Origin of the sequence: Pseudonocardia cypriaca (assembly GCF_006717045.1) — a bacterium.
Lineage (GTDB): Bacteria > Actinomycetota > Actinomycetes > Mycobacteriales > Pseudonocardiaceae > Pseudonocardia > Pseudonocardia cypriaca.
This window is the reverse complement of sequence record NZ_VFPH01000001.1, coordinates 1,885,789-1,903,276: the sequence shown is the minus strand read 5'-3', so window position 1 is coordinate 1,903,276 and position 17,488 is coordinate 1,885,789. Positions and strand designations below refer to the sequence as shown.

Annotated in this window: 15 protein-coding genes and 1 tRNA gene; 6 read left to right on the top strand and 10 right to left on the bottom strand. The window is 72.5% G+C overall.

Translation table 11 applies throughout. The features are described from left to right. Position 1: 1 nt before the first annotated feature. Genes FB388_RS08990 through FB388_RS08975 form a run of 4 tightly spaced genes read right to left on the bottom strand, consistent with a single transcriptional unit; the run spans position 2 to position 5,641 of the window. Positions 2-1,732: an ABC transporter ATP-binding protein gene (locus FB388_RS08990; RefSeq protein WP_142099336.1), complete on the bottom strand. Its 1,731-nt coding sequence runs from the start codon at positions 1,730-1,732 to the stop codon at positions 2-4. Beyond that, on the bottom strand, positions 1,729-3,483 hold the full coding sequence (locus tag FB388_RS08985) for an ABC transporter ATP-binding protein (protein ID WP_142099334.1): 1,755 nt from the start codon (positions 3,481-3,483) through the stop codon (positions 1,729-1,731). Before FB388_RS08985 ends, FB388_RS08990 begins: the two co-directional genes overlap by 4 nt. Continuing rightward, positions 3,480-4,736 (bottom strand): MFS transporter, encoded by a 1,257-nt coding sequence (locus tag FB388_RS08980; RefSeq protein ID WP_142099332.1) that lies wholly within the window; start codon positions 4,734-4,736, stop codon positions 3,480-3,482. Before FB388_RS08980 ends, FB388_RS08985 begins: the two co-directional genes overlap by 4 nt. Before the next feature lie 8 nt (positions 4,737-4,744). Further along, on the bottom strand, positions 4,745-5,641 hold the full coding sequence (locus FB388_RS08975) for an alpha/beta hydrolase (RefSeq protein ID WP_142099330.1): 897 nt from the start codon (positions 5,639-5,641) through the stop codon (positions 4,745-4,747). 96 nt (positions 5,642-5,737) lie between these two features. Here FB388_RS08975 and FB388_RS08970 point away from each other — a divergent pair, with 96 nt between their 5' ends. Then, positions 5,738-6,790 carry a PucR family transcriptional regulator gene (locus FB388_RS08970; protein ID WP_142099328.1) on the top strand — a complete coding sequence of 351 codons (1,053 nt, stop codon included), beginning with the start codon at positions 5,738-5,740 and terminating at the stop codon, positions 6,788-6,790. Here FB388_RS08970 and FB388_RS08965 read toward each other — a convergent pair. Together FB388_RS08965 and FB388_RS08960 are read right to left on the bottom strand one after the other, a co-directional pair. Then, complete coding sequence (locus tag FB388_RS08965; protein WP_142099318.1) at positions 6,756-7,523, bottom strand: methyltransferase; 768 nt, start codon at positions 7,521-7,523, stop codon at positions 6,756-6,758. The two genes, FB388_RS08970 and FB388_RS08965, sit on opposite strands and share 35 nt — an antisense overlap. 32 nt (positions 7,524-7,555) lie before the next feature. Beyond that, positions 7,556-8,386: a helix-turn-helix domain-containing protein gene (locus FB388_RS08960; protein ID WP_142099316.1), complete on the bottom strand. Its 831-nt coding sequence runs from the start codon at positions 8,384-8,386 to the stop codon at positions 7,556-7,558. A 72-nt stretch (positions 8,387-8,458) separates the two neighbouring features. Here FB388_RS08960 and FB388_RS08955 point away from each other — a divergent pair, with 72 nt between their 5' ends. After that, positions 8,459-9,493, top strand: coding sequence for a zinc-dependent alcohol dehydrogenase family protein (locus tag FB388_RS08955; RefSeq protein WP_142099314.1), 1,035 nt, complete (start codon positions 8,459-8,461; stop codon positions 9,491-9,493). Positions 9,494-9,495: 2 nt separating this feature from the next. Then, positions 9,496-9,933, top strand: a complete 438-nt coding sequence (locus FB388_RS08950; RefSeq protein WP_142099312.1) for an OsmC family peroxiredoxin — start codon at positions 9,496-9,498, stop codon at positions 9,931-9,933. A gap of 259 nt (positions 9,934-10,192) precedes the next feature. On the opposite strand, the gene FB388_RS08945 is transcribed toward FB388_RS08950, so the two are convergent. From FB388_RS08945 to FB388_RS08935, 3 genes are all read right to left on the bottom strand, one after another. Next, positions 10,193-10,900 carry a GntR family transcriptional regulator gene (locus FB388_RS08945; RefSeq protein ID WP_170225534.1) on the bottom strand — a complete coding sequence of 236 codons (708 nt, stop codon included), beginning with the start codon at positions 10,898-10,900 and terminating at the stop codon, positions 10,193-10,195. A 296-nt stretch (positions 10,901-11,196) separates the two neighbouring features. Further along, positions 11,197-11,268: transfer RNA gene (locus FB388_RS08940), tRNA-Val, on the bottom strand. Positions 11,269-11,305: 37 nt separating this feature from the next. Next, the gene (locus FB388_RS08935; protein WP_142099308.1) at positions 11,306-11,767 is read right to left on the bottom strand and encodes a peroxiredoxin; all 462 of its coding nucleotides are present in this window, start codon (positions 11,765-11,767) and stop codon (positions 11,306-11,308) included. Positions 11,768-11,851: 84 nt separating this feature from the next. Between FB388_RS08935 and FB388_RS08930 the strand changes: the two genes are divergently transcribed. After that, a complete protein-coding gene (locus FB388_RS08930; protein ID WP_142099306.1) occupies positions 11,852-13,435 on the top strand; it encodes a phospholipase D family protein in 1,584 nt (527 codons plus the stop codon). Between the two features lie 29 nt (positions 13,436-13,464). Here FB388_RS08930 and FB388_RS08925 read toward each other — a convergent pair whose 3' ends face one another. Beyond that, positions 13,465-13,899, bottom strand: coding sequence for a DUF3052 domain-containing protein (locus FB388_RS08925; RefSeq protein WP_142099304.1), 435 nt, complete (start codon positions 13,897-13,899; stop codon positions 13,465-13,467). Between the two features lie 194 nt (positions 13,900-14,093). Between FB388_RS08925 and aceE the strand changes: the two genes are divergently transcribed. Beyond that, complete coding sequence (gene aceE, locus FB388_RS08920; RefSeq protein WP_142099302.1) at positions 14,094-16,877, top strand: pyruvate dehydrogenase (acetyl-transferring), homodimeric type; 2,784 nt, start codon at positions 14,094-14,096, stop codon at positions 16,875-16,877. Between the two features lie 253 nt (positions 16,878-17,130). After that, positions 17,131-17,337 carry a cold-shock protein gene (locus tag FB388_RS08915; protein WP_075941971.1) on the top strand — a complete coding sequence of 69 codons (207 nt, stop codon included), beginning with the start codon at positions 17,131-17,133 and terminating at the stop codon, positions 17,335-17,337. Positions 17,338-17,488: the final 151 nt, after the last annotated feature.

The following is a 17,488-nucleotide window of genomic DNA, read 5'->3' as shown; positions in this document are numbered from 1 at the left end:
CTCACGCGCGGGCCACGAGCCGCCATCCCCGCGCCCGGCTGCGTTCCCGCCAGTAGTGGGCGTACCGGCCGTCACGAGCGAGCAGCTCGTCGTGGACGCCCTCCTCCACCGCACGTCCCCCGTGGAGGACGACGATGTGGTCGGCCTCGCGCAAGGTGTTCAGGCGGTGCGCGACAACCAGGACGGTGCGGTCGCGGGACAGGGCCGACACCGCCTGCTGCAGGGCGTGCTCGTTCTCGGCGTCGAGGGCGGCGGTCGGCTCGTCGAGCAGCACGATCGGCGTGTCCTTCAGCAGTGCACGCGCGATCGAGATGCGCTGCCGCTCCCCACCGGACAGGCGGCTGCCGCCCTCCCCCACCGGCGCGTCCCAGCCGCCCGGCAGGCGTTCGGCGATGTCGTCGACCCGCGCGGCACGGGCGGCCGCCCGTACCTCCTCGTCGGTGGCGTCGGGCCTGCCGACCCGCACGTTGTCGAGGACGGTCCCGTCGAAGAGGTAGACGTCCTGGAAGACCACCGAGATGAGCGATGTCAGGTCCTCGGTGCGCAGCTCGCGAACGTCCACGCCACCCACCCGCACCGCGCCGGCATCGGGATCGAAGAACCGCGCGATCAGTTTGATCACGGTGGTCTTGCCCGCACCGGACGGGCCGACCAGTGCGGTCATCCCGCCCCGCGGCACCCGCATGGACAACCCGTCCAGCACCGGGGTGCCGTCGTAGCCGAGGCGCACGCCGTCGAGCTCGACGTCGACCCCGCACGTCGCCCGCGACTCCTCCGGCTCGGGCAGCGTCTCGGTGGCGAGCAGGGCGTTGATCTCGGACAACGCGTTCTCGGCCACGCGGAGAGCACCGCCGAGCTCGGCGATCAGCATGACCGGTTCGACGAACCGGGCCGCCAGCACCAGCAGCGCGATCAGCTCGGCCGCGCCGAGGGATCCGTCGAGCGCCAGGTAGGTGCCCATGGCGAGCAGCACGACGAACGCCGCCTGCGCGACGAAGCCGAGCCCGACGACGCCGGGGATGCCCGCGCGCAGCATCCGGCGGCCGGCCCCGTGCTGCGCGGCGAGCGCGGCGTCGAGCGCGCTGTGCCCCTCCACGGTGCGGCCGAACGCCCGCAGCACCGGCTGGGCGCGGGCGAACTCCACGATCCGCCCGGCGGCATCGGCGTGGATGCGGTCGGCGTCGCGATCGGCGGCCTGCATGCGACGTCCGGCGATCCGGTACACGAGCCCCACTGCGACCGCGGCGACGGCCATCGCAACGGCGAGCCGCCAGTCGAACAGGAACATGGCCAGCACGACGACCAGCGGCGTGACCGTGGCGTCGACCAGCTGCCTCAGCAGGTGCGCCGGCACCCCCATGATGGCGATCACCCGCTCGGTCGCCAGGCGCCCGAGCCCGCCGAGGCGATCGGCGGTGAACCAGGCCAGTGGCAGCTGCGCGACCTTGTCCCCGATGCGGTGGTGCAGGTCCCGGCTGAGGTTCGCGCCGGTCCCGAAGCCGGCGAGCGTCGCCGTGAAGTTGACCGCCGCGAAGCCGATCCACAGCACCGCGAGCGCGATCACCCACGGCCACGCCCGGTCCGGTGCGCCGCCGAGCAGCTCCCGCAGTGCCGGCACCAGCAGGACGAACGCCGCCCCCTGCAGCACCGCCGCGGCGGTCAACAGGCCCAGCATCCGGCGCAGCGCGCGGTCGTGCTCCGGGCCGAGCGCGGTGAACAGCCTGCGGATCATCGTCGTCCCCCCGTCAACGCGCCCGCCTCTTGCTGCAGCCGCCACATCCGCGCGTACCGGCCGTCGGCCGCGATCAGCTCCTCGTGGGTGCCCTGCTCGACGATCCGGCCCTCGTCGAGCACCACGATCCGGTCCGCGCCGACCACCGACGCCAGCCGGTGCGCGACGACGAGCACGGTCCGCCCGGCCGCTAGCTCGGACAGCGCGTCCTGGATCAGCGCCTCCGACTCGGGATCGGCGTGCGCGGTCGCCTCGTCGAGCACGACGACCGGGGTGTCCGCGAGGATCGCCCGGGCGATCGAGATGCGCTGCGCCTCCCCGCCGGAGAAGCGCACGTCCCGGCCGACCATCGCGTCGTAGCCGCGCGGCAACGCGGTGATCCGCTCGTCGACGGCCGCGGCCCGCGCCGCCCGGCGCACCGTCTCCTCGTCCGCGTCGGGCCGGGCGAGGCGGATGTTGTCGCGCACGCTGGCGTCCAGCAGCTGGACGTCCTGCAGGACGAACGACACCAGCCGGTACAGCTGCTCCGGCGCGATGTCGCGCAGGTCGACCCCGCCGATCGTGACGGCGCCGGCGGTCGGGTCGAAGAACCGCGGGAGCAGCTTGGCGAGGGTCGTCTTGCCCGAACCCGACGGCCCGACCAGCGCGGTCACGGTGCCGGGCTCGAGCACCAGGTCGACCTCACGCAGCACCGGCCGGTCCGCGTCGTAGGCGAACCCGACGCCGCGCAGCTCCACCCGCGCGCCCTCCGGCCGCCGCGGTCGCGCCGGCACCGCCAGCTCCGGCGCCGCGAGCAGCGTGCCCACCCGCTTCGCCGCCGCGCTCGACTTCTCCACGTCGTGGCTGTAATAGTGCAGCGCCTGCATCGGCCCGGCCAGCCCAATCCCGAGGATCGCGAACGGCAGGAGCTCGATCGCCTCGAGGTGCCCGGCCGAGACCAGCGCCGTGCCACCGACCAGCACCGTGAGCAGGACGGTGACCGGGCTGAACGCCACCTCCACCGCGGCGCTGGTCCGGTAGACCTTCGAGATCCAGGCGAGGAAGAACTCCGCGAAGTCGTCGGCGGCCTTCGCGTACTGCCGGTGCGCGCGCCCCGCCTGCCCGAACATCTTCACCACGGCGATGCCCTCGACGAACTCGACGACCCGCCTGCTGATGCGCTGCTGCGCGTCGTCGAAGGCCGCGGACTGACCCTCCATGGCCACCGCCGCCCGCACGAACAGAGCGGCTCCGACCGCGATCGGGACCAGCAGGACCAGCGCCATCCGCCAGTCCACCCAGAACAGGTAGGCCAGCGTCACCAGCGGCGTGATCACGCTGGCGGTGAGGTTCAGCAGCGCGTGCGCCACGAGGTGGTGCATCGTGTCCACGTCGTGCTGCACCGCCTTGCTGATCCCACCCGCACCTCGGTCGGTGAACCAGCCGAGCGGCACCCGCCCGAGCCGATCGACGAGGCGCCGCCGCACCGACAGCTGGAAGTCCAGGTCGGCGTGGTGGGCGAGCGCTCCCGCCAGGGCCGTCAGCACCACCCACCCGATCAACGCGCCCGCCGCGACCGCGGCGACCGCCCAGGCGCGGGCGGCGTCGACGGGGCCGGCGACCAGCAGCACCCCGGCCAGCTCGGCGACCGCGACGAAGGGAACCACGGCGACCACCGCGGCGGCGGCCTGCAGGCCGACTGCCGTGGCCAGCCGCGCCCGGACCGGACGCACCAGGTCCCCCAGGCCCAAGGCATCTGCCTGCTCCGTCATCGATCCCCCACCGTAGTTTCGCTACTCGACGTATCGCTACCAAAGGTAGCGTAAATCGCCGCGTCCGGTGTCCGCCGCACACCGGGATGGACGAACGTGAAGACGGCCAGACCCGCCAGCAGCACCGTGCCGAGGAGGTAGGGGACGGCGGGGGCGATCTCGTACAGGCCGGTGCCCAGCAGCGGGCCGAGCACGAACGTGATCGCGTTGCTGGTGCCGACCAGCCCGGCCACCGCACCCTGCTCCTCCCGCGTGGCGAGCAGCGTCGGCGCAGCCATGATCCCGGGCAGCCCGAACCCGAGGCCTGCGCCGAGCACGGCCATCGCGACGCCCAGCAGCAGCCCGTCGGCGGTGACGGTGACCAGGACCATGCCGGCGGTCATCACGACGGCACCCACCCGCATGAGGCGCAGCGGTGTCCAGCCCAGCCGCGGCACGGCGACGGCCTGGACGAGGATGAGCGCGCTCGCCCCGGCCAGGATGACGAAGCCGGTCGCCTGCCCGGTCTGCTGCGTGGCGAGCTGCAGCCGGTCCTGCACGAGGAAGCCGATCGTCATCAGCACGATGCCGAAGGCGAGGTACATGCCGAACCCGGTGGCCAGGAAGGGCCACATGCGGGCGTCGAGCGGACTGACCTGCACCGTCACCGGGCGGACCCGGTTGGCCTGCGGCCTCGGCAGGCCGAGCGCCACCAGCACGGCGATCCCGGCGATGATCGCCGGCGCCACGTACAGCGGGGTCAGCAGGCCGGTGGCGCTCAGCACCCCACCCAGCGCGGGCCCGACGGCCATGCCGAGGCCCATCGCCGCACCGATCATGGACATGCCCCGCACCCGCTCGGCCGTCCCGGAGGTCATGTCGGCGACGTAGGACTGGGCGGTGACCGGCGTCGCCGCCCAGGCCAGGCCGAACACGACGCCACGGCTGATCAGGATCGCCGTGAACAGCAGGGGCCCGGTGAGCACGCCCGCCAGCCCGGCCTGGGCGACGACGGCGAACGCCAGCAGCCCGGCCATCGCGCCGGCGAGCGAGACCAGCAGGACCGGCCGGTGGCCCCACGACGTGCTGCGGCGGCTCCAGAACGAGCTGGCCAGCACGACGCCGGACGCGCCGACCGTCCACACGATCCCGAGCGCCAGCTCGCTGAACCCGAGCTCGCGGGCCAGCGGCGGGAGGATCGGGTTCACCATCTGCTGCCCGGTCATCAGGCCGAACACCGCCAGGCAGACGAGCAGGATCGGTCTGTTGCGCATCGCCGCGCTCACTGCGCCAGCGCGCGCCGCACGGCGCCACCCAGCTCGGCGATCTGCCGCTGCGACACCTCGGCGGACACGATCGCCTGCGACCCGTGGAAGGTGCCGGCCCACTGGTGCAGCTCGACCGACACGCCCGCCTGGAGCAGGCGCAGCGCAAAGAGGATGTCCTCGTCGCGGTTGGGGCAGAACTCGGCGGTGGCGATGTAGGCGGGCGGCAGGCCGGACAGGTCCTCGGCCCTGGCCGGGGCGGCGTACGGCGAGGCGGGCGCGTCCCCCAGGTAGTGCCCCCACGCCGCGGCGAGCCGCTCGCGGTCCCACCAGGGGGTGTCGGTGAAGTTGCGCGCCGACCAGGTCTCCATCCGGTCGTCGAGGCCGGGCTGGTTGAGCAGCTGGAAGCGGATGGGCGGCCCCTGCTGGTCGCGCGCCCGCAACGCCACCCCCGCCGCGAGGCCCCCACCCGCGCTGTGGCCGCCGACCGCGATCCGGTTCGGGTCGATCCCGAGCTCGGCCGCGTGCTCGGCGGTCCAGGTCAGCACGGCGTAGGCGTCGTCGAAGGCGGCCGGGAACGGGTGCTCGGGAGCGAGGCGGTAGCCCACCGAGATCACCACGGCGCCGGAGCCGTCGGCGAGCCGGGTCGCCCACGGGTGCTCGGTGTCCAGGTCACCCACGACCCAGCCGCCACCGTGCAGCCAGATGATCGCGCCCTGCGCCCGGTGCGGGCGGTAGATCCGCACCGGGACCCCCGGCTCGCCCGGCACCGTGCGGTCCTCGACGTCCATGCCCCGGGTGTCCGGTACCGGCGCGGCGGCGGCGATCTCGGCGAACATCCTGCGCGCGCCCACCGGGTCGGTCGGGTCGAGCCGCGGGAGCAGCGGGATGAATGCTTCGACCTCGGGATCCATGCCGTCCATCGTCACGGTCGCCGGCTCGGCGATCATCCGCCGACCGCCGCACGTTCGGACCCGATCGCGCACCGATCGGCGCCTATGCTCGGCCCCGTGGAAGCACTGGTCGCGCGGCTGTCGAGCCTGGACCCGCACGCCGAAGGCGCCCTCCGCATCGTGATGGTCTACGACACGCTGATGCGCAGGCGGGTCGATCTGCCCGCGCTCGCCAGGGCCTCGGCCGGCCTGGCCGAGTGCGTGGCCGGGATCCGGCTGCACGGCACGGGGCGGACGATCCGCATCTCGCCCGGCGGTGGGCACGCGCCCGAGCCGGCGCGACCGGCGTCCACCACGAGCCCGATCACCCTCGACGAGGAGGAGATCGGCACGGTGTGGCTGGAGCGCCCCGGCCCGCCCGGTCCGCTCGACGACGTGGTGCTGGACCGGCTCGCCATCGCCGCCGCTGCTGTCGTCGAGCGGTACGGCCCGGCCCGCACCACCATGGCCGACCCGGCCCTCGTCGAGCTGGTGATCAGCTCGGACAGCGACGAGGCCGCGAGGAGCCGGGCGCTGCGGCTGCTGGGTTTCACCGCGGACCTGCCGGTCCACGTCGTCGCCGTGCGGTCGGAGCTACCGCTCGACCGGATCGGCGCGCTGATCTGCCCGGCCCGCCCGGTGAAGGCCGCACCGCTCGCCGACGTGGGCGTCGTCCTGGCCACCACCGTCGACCGGACCCGGTTCCCCACGGGCGTCCGAGCCGGGATCGGCGGCGCCGACAGCCCGGACCGTTCCTGGCGCGAGGCCCGCACCGCATTGCGCTTCACGACGTCCCGCCAGCCCGTCGTCCACCACGGCGAGCTGGGGGCGCTGGCGCTGCTCGCCCGGATCCCGGAGGACGACGTGCGGGACAACCCGGACGTGGCCGCGATCGCCCGGCTCGCCCCGGACGACCTGGCCACCCTGGACGCCTACTGCGCCACCGGCTCCCACCGCCGCGCCGCCGAGCTGCTCCACCTGCACCACAGCAGCGTCACGCGCCGGCTCGAGCAGCTCGGGAAGGCGATGGGCGTCGAGCTCACCGAGCCGACCGGGCTGACCAGGGCCAGGGTCGCCCTCATCACCTGGCGGCTGCTCACCTGCGCGCGAGGAGATGGAACACCCGGCTGAGCCGCCGGTACGGGTCGCGGCGGCTCGCCTCGAGCTCCACCTCCGCGATCCGGGCCAGCTCAGCGTCGTCGGCGTCGAGGGTCATCCAGTCGCTGAACAGCCAGACGCCGTACCACGCCAGCGGCGTGACGCCGTGGTCGGCGAGCAGCCGGGAGAGGCCGTCGACGGTGTCGGCGCGCGTTTCCAGCCCGAGCACACCGCGCTCGCCGTGGGCCTCGAAGGCCGCCAGCGCGTCCTGCCACCGGTGCTCGAGAGCGGGTCGAACGGCGAGCGTGTCCGCGTTGAGCGCGAGGATCGACACCAGACCGTCCCGGGCCGCGCAGGCGCTCAGCGCCTCGACCATCGGCGCCGGATCGTCCAGGTACATCAGCACGCCGTGGCACAGCACCGCGTCGAACCTCCGGCCGCCGGTGACCGAATGCGCGTCCTCACCGCGGCCGTGCACCAGCCGGACCCGGTCCCGGACGTCCTGCGGCTCCGCGGCCAGGCGCTCCTCGGCCGCCGAGAGCATCGCCTCCGACGAGTCGAGGAGGACCACCTCGTAGCCGAGGCGAGCCAGCGGGAACGACTGGTGCCCGGCCCCTCCGCCCACGTCGAGCACGGCCGCCGGTGGCGGGGGCAGGTGCGCCACCAGGTGCTGGTGCAGCACGTACGTCCGGACCCGTCCCTTCACGGTCGCGTACGCGCCCTTGACGAACGGATCCGCGAGGGTTGCCCATGCATCGTCGGTCACGGCGGCATCCCGGGAGTTCAGGAAAGCCACATTCAGGGCTTTGCAGGCCAGGAAGGTGGCTTTCCGGGCCCCGGCAGCGGACGGGAGGCTGCCAGCGCACGGAGCAGCGTCGCGCTGTCCTCGTCGGCGGGGAGGAAGGTCTCGAGGGCGAGGTCGGACGCGCCGACGTCCAGCGGGGCGCCGAGCGTGGCGATCACGGTGCGCAGCCCGACCACGCCGAGCCGGGTCTTGAGCTCGAAGCCGGCCATCACGCCGTCACCGGTCCACCGTGGCGGCTCACCGGGGGCGGCGGCGAGGTGCCCCTCGGCCTCGAGCACGAGGTCGAGGAGCACGTCGTCGGCGTCCTCGCCTGCCTTCCGGCGCAACCGGTCGATCAGGGAGCGGCTGCACGCGGGGGTGGCGGTGGAGATCCGCGGCAGGCCCTCGGGATGCGTGGACAGCCGCAGCATGTTGACCGGCGGCGTCAGCAGCCCGGAGTCGACGCCGTCCCACAGCACGTCGGCGGCGGCGTTGGCGGCCACGAGGTCCCAGCGGGCGTCGACCACGATCGCCGGGTTCGGGTCGTGGGCCGCGAGCAGCTCGTCGAGCGCCTGCCGCAGGGGGCGCATCGCCCGGTCCCGGGGGCCGACCGCGCCCTGCGGGGGCGCGTAGCCGCCCGCGAGCAGCAGGCGGTCGCGCTCACCCAGGGGCAGGGCCAGTGCGTCGGCGAGGTGCACGAGCAGCTGCCGGCTGGGACGCGCCCGTCCGTTCTCCACGAAGCTGAGGTGCTTGGTGGAGACGCCGGTCGCGGTGGCGAGCTCGAGCTGGCTCATGCCGCGGCGCTGCCGCCAGAACCGCAGCACCTCGCCCGCGCCGCCTCCCATGGCTGCCAGCGTAGGGCTGCTGCACCCACGAGGTAATGGGCAGGAGCACCTGCGACGGGCGACAGTCTCGGCATGCGCAGCTACCGGCTCGACTCGGGCGCCGGCCTCGGCGGCCTCCGGCTCGACGTCTCCGAACTCCCCGTTCCCGGGCCCGGCGAGGTCCTCGTCGAGGTGCGGGCGGCGTCGCTCAGCTACCGCGAGGCGATGATCCTGGAAGGCCGGTACGTGCTCCCGGTGCGGGACGGTGGGATCCCGCTCGCCGAGGGCGTCGGCGTCGTCTCCGCGACCGGACCGGACGTCGCCGGGCCCCCGGTCGGGGCGCGGGTCGTCGTCGCGGCGTTCCCGCGCTGGCAGGACGGGCCGTTCTCCCTCGACGTCATCGACCAGATCGGTGGCTCGCTCGACGGGATGCTCGCCGAGCACGTCGTGCTGCCCGCCGCCGCGCTCGTCGAGATCCCGGACGACGACCTCACCGACGCGGAGGCGGCAACGTTGCCGGTCGCCGGCCTCACCGCGTGGAACGCGCTCACCGGCGGACGCGGGATACGGCCGGGGGACACCGTGCTGACCCTCGGGACGGGCGGGGTGTCGCTGTTCGCGGTCCAGCTGGCCACCGCCATGGGTGCGCGGGTGATCGCCACGACCGGGAACGAGGCGCGGGTGGGCCTGCTGCGCGAGCTCGGGGCGGACGTGGTGCTGAACTACCGGGACACGCCGGACTGGCCGGGCGCGGTCCGGGCGGCCACCGGCGGGCGCGGGGCCGACCTCGTCGTCGAGGTGGCCGGAAACCTGGAGTCCTCGCTCGCCGCGGTCGCGCTCGGCGGGGAGATCGCCGTGGTCGGGTTCGTCGGTGGACGCCCGCCCGCGTCCCTCGACCCGTATGCGGTCTTCACTGCGGGCGCGACACTCCGGCCGGTCGCCGTCGGCAGCCGCGCGCAGCTCGCCGCGCTCGTGGCGGCCGTGAGCACCCACCGGATCCGGCCGGTCCTCGGCCGGGTCTTCCCCTTCGACGACGCACCCGCGGCCTTCCGCCACTACCTCGGCGGCACCGCCATCGGGAAGGTCGTCATCACCCTGGAACCGACGCACGACAACGGAGGGAAGTAGCCATGGCAGCACGCATCGGGAACGCGACCTGGAACGGCGACCTGAGCGAGGGCAGCGGCCGCCTGGTCGTCGGCCCGAACAGGTGGGAGGCCGACTACAGCTTCCGCTCCCGCTTCACCGACGACGCCGCCGCGAGCACGAACCCCGAGGAGCTCCTCGCCGCCGCACACGCCGGCTGCTTCTCGATGGCGCTGACGTACGTCCTCACGCAGGCCGGCAGCGTTCCCCGCAGCATCGCCACGAGCGCCCGGGTGCGCCTGCGCCCCGTCGACGGGGTGCCGACCATCGACCTCGTCGAGCTCGACACGACGGTCGACGTGGACGGCGTGGACGAAGCCGCCCTCCAGAAGCACGCCGAGGCGGCCGAGGCGAGCTGCGCGGTCTCCCGAGCGCTGGCCGGGGTGGCGGAGATCCGGGTGACGGCGCACCCGGCGCGCTGACGCCAGCGAATCCTGCGCAGCAGGACGTCTCGATGAGGCCGCTTTCGCTGCAGCGTCGGTATCGACGGCATCGACCCGGTCCGGGCGCTCATCGGATCGGCCCGATCTGCCCGCGATACGACCCGTTCGACCGATAGCCAGGATTGCGGCTCTGGCGTGGCTCGGCCGTTCACGAACGCGCGGCAGCCAATCGTTTCAGGTACCCGGTTTCCGTATCCGGGCAGTCAGCAGCGGACCCTGCCACGAGTCGGTTTTTCCTTCACCCTTTGGCGAGCTTCTCCTCGGCCCTGGCCACCCCCGCGATCACCTGGCGTTCGGCGTGATCCAGGTAGCGAGTCAGCTCCACCTTGGCGGCGGCAGCCCGGCCACCTGCGATCAGCTCCGCGATCGATTTGTTCCAGGCGAGGTACGGCTCGTGCATGGCTCGTGCATCGTCCGCGAGCAGGAACGCCAGCCTCAGTTCCGCGAACAGCCGGGTGAACAGGCGGTCCAGCCGAACGCTACGGCATGGTTCAACCAGTGCTTTGTGCAGGTCGAGGTTGGCCGTGCCCACGTCCCGCCAGTCGCCCGCGGCCGCCGCGGTGTCCGCCGCCGCAACGATTTCGAGCAGCTTGGCCGCAGCGGCGGGATCCCGGGTCAGCGGGTCAACGCCTATGGGCTCCAGGACGTGGCGTGTCCGGAAGATGTCCGAGACATCGGCCACGGTCACGATGCGCACGAATACGCCCCGGAAGGGCTCGCGGACGACGAAGCCTTCGTGAATGAGGACGCGGAAGGCCTCTCGAACGGTATTGCGGGAAATCCCGAGCGCCGTGGCGAGTTGATCCTCCCGGAGCTGACGTCCGGGTTCCAGCAGGCCATCTGCGATACGCTTCGTCAGTATCGACGCCGCTTGGTCCGCCATACTCGGGTAGTGCGCCACGGACAGATCACCTAGATCATTCGGCTTACCGTCCAGATCCGCCATCCCGCTCTCCGTGCCCATAGGAATTTGTGATCCGCCTGTCCAGCCCATGCCGCCGCGGCGCGGACCAGCACCACCACGATCACGAACGGTAGAGCACCGACTACTACCCCATCCAGGGGTGGAGCCAGATCCCGATGTCGACACGCCCAACCCCTGTCACGGGTGGGGCCAAGATCGATGACACTGCGGCGGCACGACCACGACGCGTTCACGATCAGGCGGCGCGGGAGCTTCTCCGGGCGGCCACCCCTATCGACTTGCGGCTGCAGTCGGCACCGAACCGCTGGTCGAGCCGGTGGGCGCGGCAGGGATCGAACCTGCGACCGCTCGGGTGTAAACCGAGTGCTCTCCCGCTGAGCTACGCGCCCGGTCCCCGGCTGCCGGAAGCGGCCGGGCGATCTCGGGTCAGGCCACCGAGGCCAGTGCCTTCTTCCACCCGTCCTGGTCGCGAGGTTCGCCAGGGGCGTTCACCTCGGCGAACCGCACGATGCCGTCCCGGTCCACCAGGAACGTCCCGCGCACGGCCATGCCGCGGTCCGCGTTGAACACGCCGTAGGTCTTCGCCACCTCGCCGTGCGGCCAGAAGTCCGACAGCAGGGGGAACTGGTAGCTCTCCTGGTTCGCCCACGCCTTGAGGGCGAACACGTGGTCGACGGACACGCCGAGCACCTGGACATCGTCGTTCTGGAAGCTGCCGATGTCGTCGCGGACCGCGCACAGCTCGCCGGTGCAGGTTCCCGAGAACGCGAACGGGTAGAAGACCACGAGCACGTTGCGGCTGCCGCGGAACGACGAGAGCGTGACTTCCTGGTTGTTCTGGTCCTTGAGGGTGAAGTCGGGTGCCTCGGTGCCGACCTCGGGGGCCATGGGCGGGTCTCCTCGCTGCGAGCGGTGCGTTCCGCGGGGAGCCTAGTCGGCCGAGGTCGCCTGCGGTGCGGATGGGAGGCATGGATGGGGACAGCCGAGTGGTTCATCACACGGTCCGAGCGCGGCAACCCGGCGTACCGGCAGCCGGACTGGTGCGACGGCAACGACGTCCGGCCGCTCGTGCACGGCAGCGCCTACTTCGGCCGCCTCGTGGCCGAGGTGCGGGCGCTGCGCCCCGGTGACCACCTGTTCTTCACCGACTGGCGCGGCGATGCCGGCGAGCTGCTCTGCCCGGACGGGCCGACGGTCGGCGAGCTGTTCTGCGACGCCGCGCGCCGCGGGGTGCTCGTGAAGGGCCTGGTGTGGCGCTCGCACGCCGACCGGCTGTCCTACAGCGGAACGGAGAACCGGCTCCTCGGTGAGGAGGTGCGCGCGGCCGGTGGCGAGGTCCTGCTCGACGAACGGGTGCGCTGGGCTGGTTCCCACCACCAGAAGCTGGTCGTGCTGCGCCACCCGGACTCGCCCGGCCGGGACGTGGCGTTCGCGGGCGGCATCGACCTGTGCCTCTCCCGCCGCGACGACCGGACCCACCGCGGCGACCCACAGGCCGCGCCACTGGCCGCCGCGTACGGCGAGCGCCCGCCGTGGCACGACGTGCAGCTCGAGGTGCGCGGCCCGGCCGTCGGCCTGCTCGACGCCGTGTTCCGGGAGCGTTGGGAGGACCCGCACTCCGTCGACATCCACAACCCGCTCGCGTGGCTGCGCGACCGGCTCACGGCCACCGACATGCGTGCCGACCCGCTGCCCGACCAGCCGCCCGATCCCCCGCCCGCCGGGCGTGCGACGGTCCAGGTGCTGCGCACCTACCCCGCGCTCCGGCCCGGCTACCCGTTCGCCCCGCACGGGGAGCGATCCGTGGCACGGGGCTACGGGAAGGTCCTGCGCCGCGCGCAGCGGCTCGTCTACCTCGAGGACCAGTACATGTGGTCGCCGCACATCGCACGGCTGCTCGCCGAGGCGCTGCGGCGCAACCCCCGGCTGCACCTCATGGTGGTCGTGCCCCGCCACCCCGACGTCGACGGCCGGCTCGCGCTGCCACCCAACAAGGTGGGCCGGGTGCAGGCCATGGAGGTGTGCGTGCGGGCCGCCCCGGACCGGGTGCACGTGTACGACCTGGAGAACCACGAGGGCACCCCGATCTACGTCCACGCGAAGGTCGCCGTCGTCGACGACACCTGGGCCTGCGCCGGCAGCGCCAACCTCAACCGGCGTTCCTGGAGCCACGACAGCGAGCTGTCCGTCGCCGTGCTCGACGACGAACGTGACAAGCGCGAGCCGCCCGACCCGGGCGGGCTGGGCGACGGCGCCCGCCGCTTCGCCCGTGACCTGCGGCTCATCCTGCTGCGCGAGCACCTCGACCGCAGGCCCGGCGAGCACGCCGACCTGCTCGACCCGGACGACGCCGTTCGCGCCGTGGACGCGGCGGCCGATGCGCTCGACGCGTGGCACGACGGTGGCCGGGTCGGACCGCGCCCTCCCGGGCGGTTGCGTCACCACCGGCCGGAACGGATGCGCAAGCGCACCCGGCTGTGGGCCGTTCCGGCGTACCGGCTCGTCTACGACCCGGACGGGCGCCCATGGCGGGATCGCCTGCGAGGCCGCTGGTGAACGCGGTCAGCTCAGCCTCGTCCGTTCGCTCAGCGCCGGGACTTGGCCGCCTTCGGCGACACCAGCCGGGAGCCGACCCAGCCCTCGCTGACGGTGATGTTGGAGGTCTGCGACAGCCCGGCCGTGGGCGCGGCCTCGGCTATGTCGCTCGGCTCGACGTGCCCGGGGCGCCCCGTCTTCGGGGTGAGCACCCAGATCACGCCGTTCTCGGCGAGCGGACCGATGGCGTTGATCAACGCGTCGACGAGGTCCCCGTCGCCGTCGCGCCACCACAGCAGGACCAGGTCGATGACATCGTCGGCGTCCTCGTCGAGCAGATCGTCCCCTGCTCTCTCCTCGACGGCATCGCGCACCGCCTCGTCGACGTCGCTGTCCCAGCCGAGTTCCTGGACAACCATGCCCGGCTCGACGCCGAGCTTGCCCGCGATGTCGGACGTACGTCCGGCATCATCCGCGGCGACCACGCGTGTACCCCTTTGCCTCGTGCACTGCTCGTTGCCGGTGCCTCGTCCCCCGACCCCGGCCTCGTTGGTTGCGGAATCCGAACACGACGACTGTCCGGCGCGCAACCACTCGTTACGAGATCGAGCGCCGAGGGGCACGATAGGGGACGACAACAACACGGACCGACTCAGATAGAGCAAGGCAGGGAGATCCCTTGACCGGCCAGAACACCGACGGCAGTGCCCGGACCTCCGGGACGGGGCCGCGGCGCGTGCACGTCATCCGCGACGGGCTCGCCGCCCACCTGCCGGACATCGACCCGGAGGAGACGGCCGAATGGCTCGACTCCTTCGACGCGGTACTCGACGCAGCCGGGCAGCAGCGCGCCCGCTACGTGATGCTCCGGCTGCTGCAGCGGGCCCGGGAGCGTCACGTCGGCGTCCCGTCGCTGACCAGCACCGACTACGTCAACACCATCCCGACCGACCGGGAGCCGTGGTTCCCCGGCGACGAGGAGACCGAGCGGGCCTACCGCCGGTGGATCCGCTGGAACGCGGCCATGACGGTGCACCGCGCGCAGCGGCCCGGCATCAGCGTCGGCGGGCACATCTCGTCGTACGCGTCGTCGGCCACGCTCTACGAGGTCGGGTTCAACCACTTCTTCCGGGGCAAGGATCACCCGGGTGGGGGTGACCAGGTCTACATCCAGGGCCACGCCTCCCCCGGCATCTACGCCCGCGCGTACCTCGAGGGGCGCCTGTCCGAGGACCGGCTCGACGGTTTCCGCCAGGAGCTCTCGCACGGCGGGCCGGGCCATGGCCTGCCGTCGTACCCGCACCCGCGGCTGATGCCCGACTTCTGGGAGTTCCCCACCGTCTCCATGGGGCTCGGCCCGATGAACGCGATCATGCAGGCGCGGTTCAACCGCTACTTGCACCACCGCGGCATCAAGGACACCTCGCAGCAGCACGTGTGGGCGTTCCTCGGCGACGGCGAGATGGACGAGCCGGAGTCGCGCGGCCTGATCCACGTGCCTGCCACCGAGGGGCTGGACAACCTCACGTTCGTCATCAACTGCAACCTGCAGCGGCTCGACGGCCCGGTCCGCGGCAACGGCAAGATCATCCAGGAGCTGGAGGCGTTCTTCCGCGGAGCCGGGTGGAACGTCATCAAGGTGATCTGGGGCCGCGAGTGGGACGCCCTGCTGCACGCCGACCGCGACGGCGCGCTGGTCAACCTGATGAACCAGACGCCCGACGGTGACTACCAGACCTACAAGGCCAACGACGGCGGGTACGTGCGCGACCACTTCTTCGGGCGCGACCCGCGCACGAAGGCGCTCGTCGAGCCGATGTCCGACGCCGAGATCTGGAACCTCAAGCGCGGCGGGCACGACTACCGCAAGGTCTACGCCGCCTACGCCGCTGCGCTGGAGCACCACGGCCAGCCGACGGTGATCCTCGCCAAGACCATCAAGGGCTACGGCGTGGGCCCGAGCTTCGCCGGGCGCAACGCCACCCACCAGATGAAGAAGCTGTCGCTCAAGGACCTCAAGCAGTTCCGCGACGAGCAGCGGATCCCGATCTCGGACGGGGCGCTCGAGGCGGACCCCTACCTGCCGCCGTACTACCACCCGGGCGACGACGACCCGGCGATCCAGTACCTGCGGGAGCGCAGGCGCTCGCTCGGCGGGCCGGTGCCGTCCCGGCGCGCGTCGGCCAAGCCGCTCGTCCTGCCCGGCGACAAGGTCTACGAGACGATCCGCAAGGGCTCGGGCAAGCAGGAGGTCGCCACCACGATGGCCTTCGTCCGGCTGCTGCGCGAGCTGGTGAAGGACAAGGAGATCGGCGGCCGGTTCGTGCCGATCATCCCGGACGAGGCGCGCACGTTCGGGATGGACTCGATGTTCCCGACCCAGAAGATCTACAACCCGAACGGGCAGCAGTACACGTCCGTGGACGCGTCGCTCATGCTCGCCTACCGCGAGAGCGAACAGGGCCAGCTGCTGCACGAGGGGATCAACGAGGCCGGCTCGGTCGGTTCGTTCACGGCGGCGGGCACCTCGTACGCCACGCACGGCGAGCCGATGATCCCGGTCTACGTCTTCTACTCGATGTTCGGGTTCCAGCGCACCGGCGACTCGATCTGGGCCGCGGCCGACCAGATGGCCCGTGGGTTCCTCGTCGGCGCCACCGCGGGCCGCACCACGCTCACCGGCGAGGGCCTGCAGCACAACGACGGGCACTCGCTGCTGCTGGCGGCCACCAACCCGGCCGTCGTGTCCTACGACCCGGCGTTCTCCTTCGAGGTGGCGCACATCGTCAAGGACGGGCTGCGGCGCATGGTCGGGGAGGACGCGGAGAACGTCATCTACTACCTGACGGTCTACAACGAGCCCTACGTCCAGCCGGCCGAGCCCGAGGACCTCGACGTCGACGGGCTGCTCCGGGGCCTCTACCGCTATGCGGTCAGCCCGCGCGAGGAGGGGCCGCAGGTGCGCCTGCTCGCGTCCGGGGTCTCGCTGCCGTGGGCCTTGCAGGCCCGCGACATGCTGGCCGAGCAGTGGGGCGTGGGCGCCGAGGTCTGGTCCGTGACGTCGTGGGGCGAGCTGCGCCGCGACGGGGTCGAGTGCGAGCAGCACAACCTGGTGCACCCGGAGGCCGAGCCGCGCGTCCCGTACATCAGCCGGGCGCTCGCCGGGGACACCCCGGTGATCGCCACGTCGGACTGGATGCGCGCGCTGCCCGACCTGGTGCGCCAGTGGGTGCCCGCGCCGTTCACCAGCCTCGGCACCGACGGGTTCGGTCTCTCCGACACCCGGCCGGCCGTGCGCAGGCACTTCAACGTCGACGCCGAGTCGATCACGGTGGCGGCGCTGGAGTCGCTCGCAGCACGGGGCGAGTTCGATCGCGGAGCGGTGGCCGAGGCGGCCGCGAAGTACCGGATCGACGACCCCCAGGCGGCCGGACCGCAGACGAGCGACAGCGGCGTGGCCTGATCGATAGCACATCACCAGCAGCGAGAGCCGTGTTCCCCACCTTTCGAGGGCGGGAATGCGGCTCTCGCTCGTGAAAGAGCCGGAAAATCACTGGTCATTGACTCTCGGCAGCGAGGCCCGAACACGATACGCTCCGGCGCGACGCCGCCAGCGAGTGATCGCGAACGGCGTCCCGACCGGGGCGCGCAGCGTTGAGCGCCAGGCGGCGCGAGGCCGGGGGCAGTGCCCCGGCACAGGTACGAGGAGAGCAGGAATGGCAGAGGGCACCGTCAAGTGGTTCAACAGCGAGAAGGGCTACGGCTTCCTCGCTCCTGACGGTGGTGGCGCGGACGTGTTCGTGCACTACTCGGCGATCCAGACAAACGGATACAAGAGCCTCGACGAGGGTCAGCGCGTGTCGTTCGACATCGAGCAGGGTCAGAAGGGTCCGCAGGCCACCAAGGTCACTCCGCTCGGCTGACCGCCGATCTCCACAGCTTCCGGCGCAAGGTCGCCGGATCGTCCTTTCACCTCCGCGGGCGTGCAACACCCCGGAGGCGCGTTCGGGGCCGCCGTCGGAGCGGCCCCCTGATCACTCGCCACAGTACGGCCCCGGTGGTCGAGCGGGGACG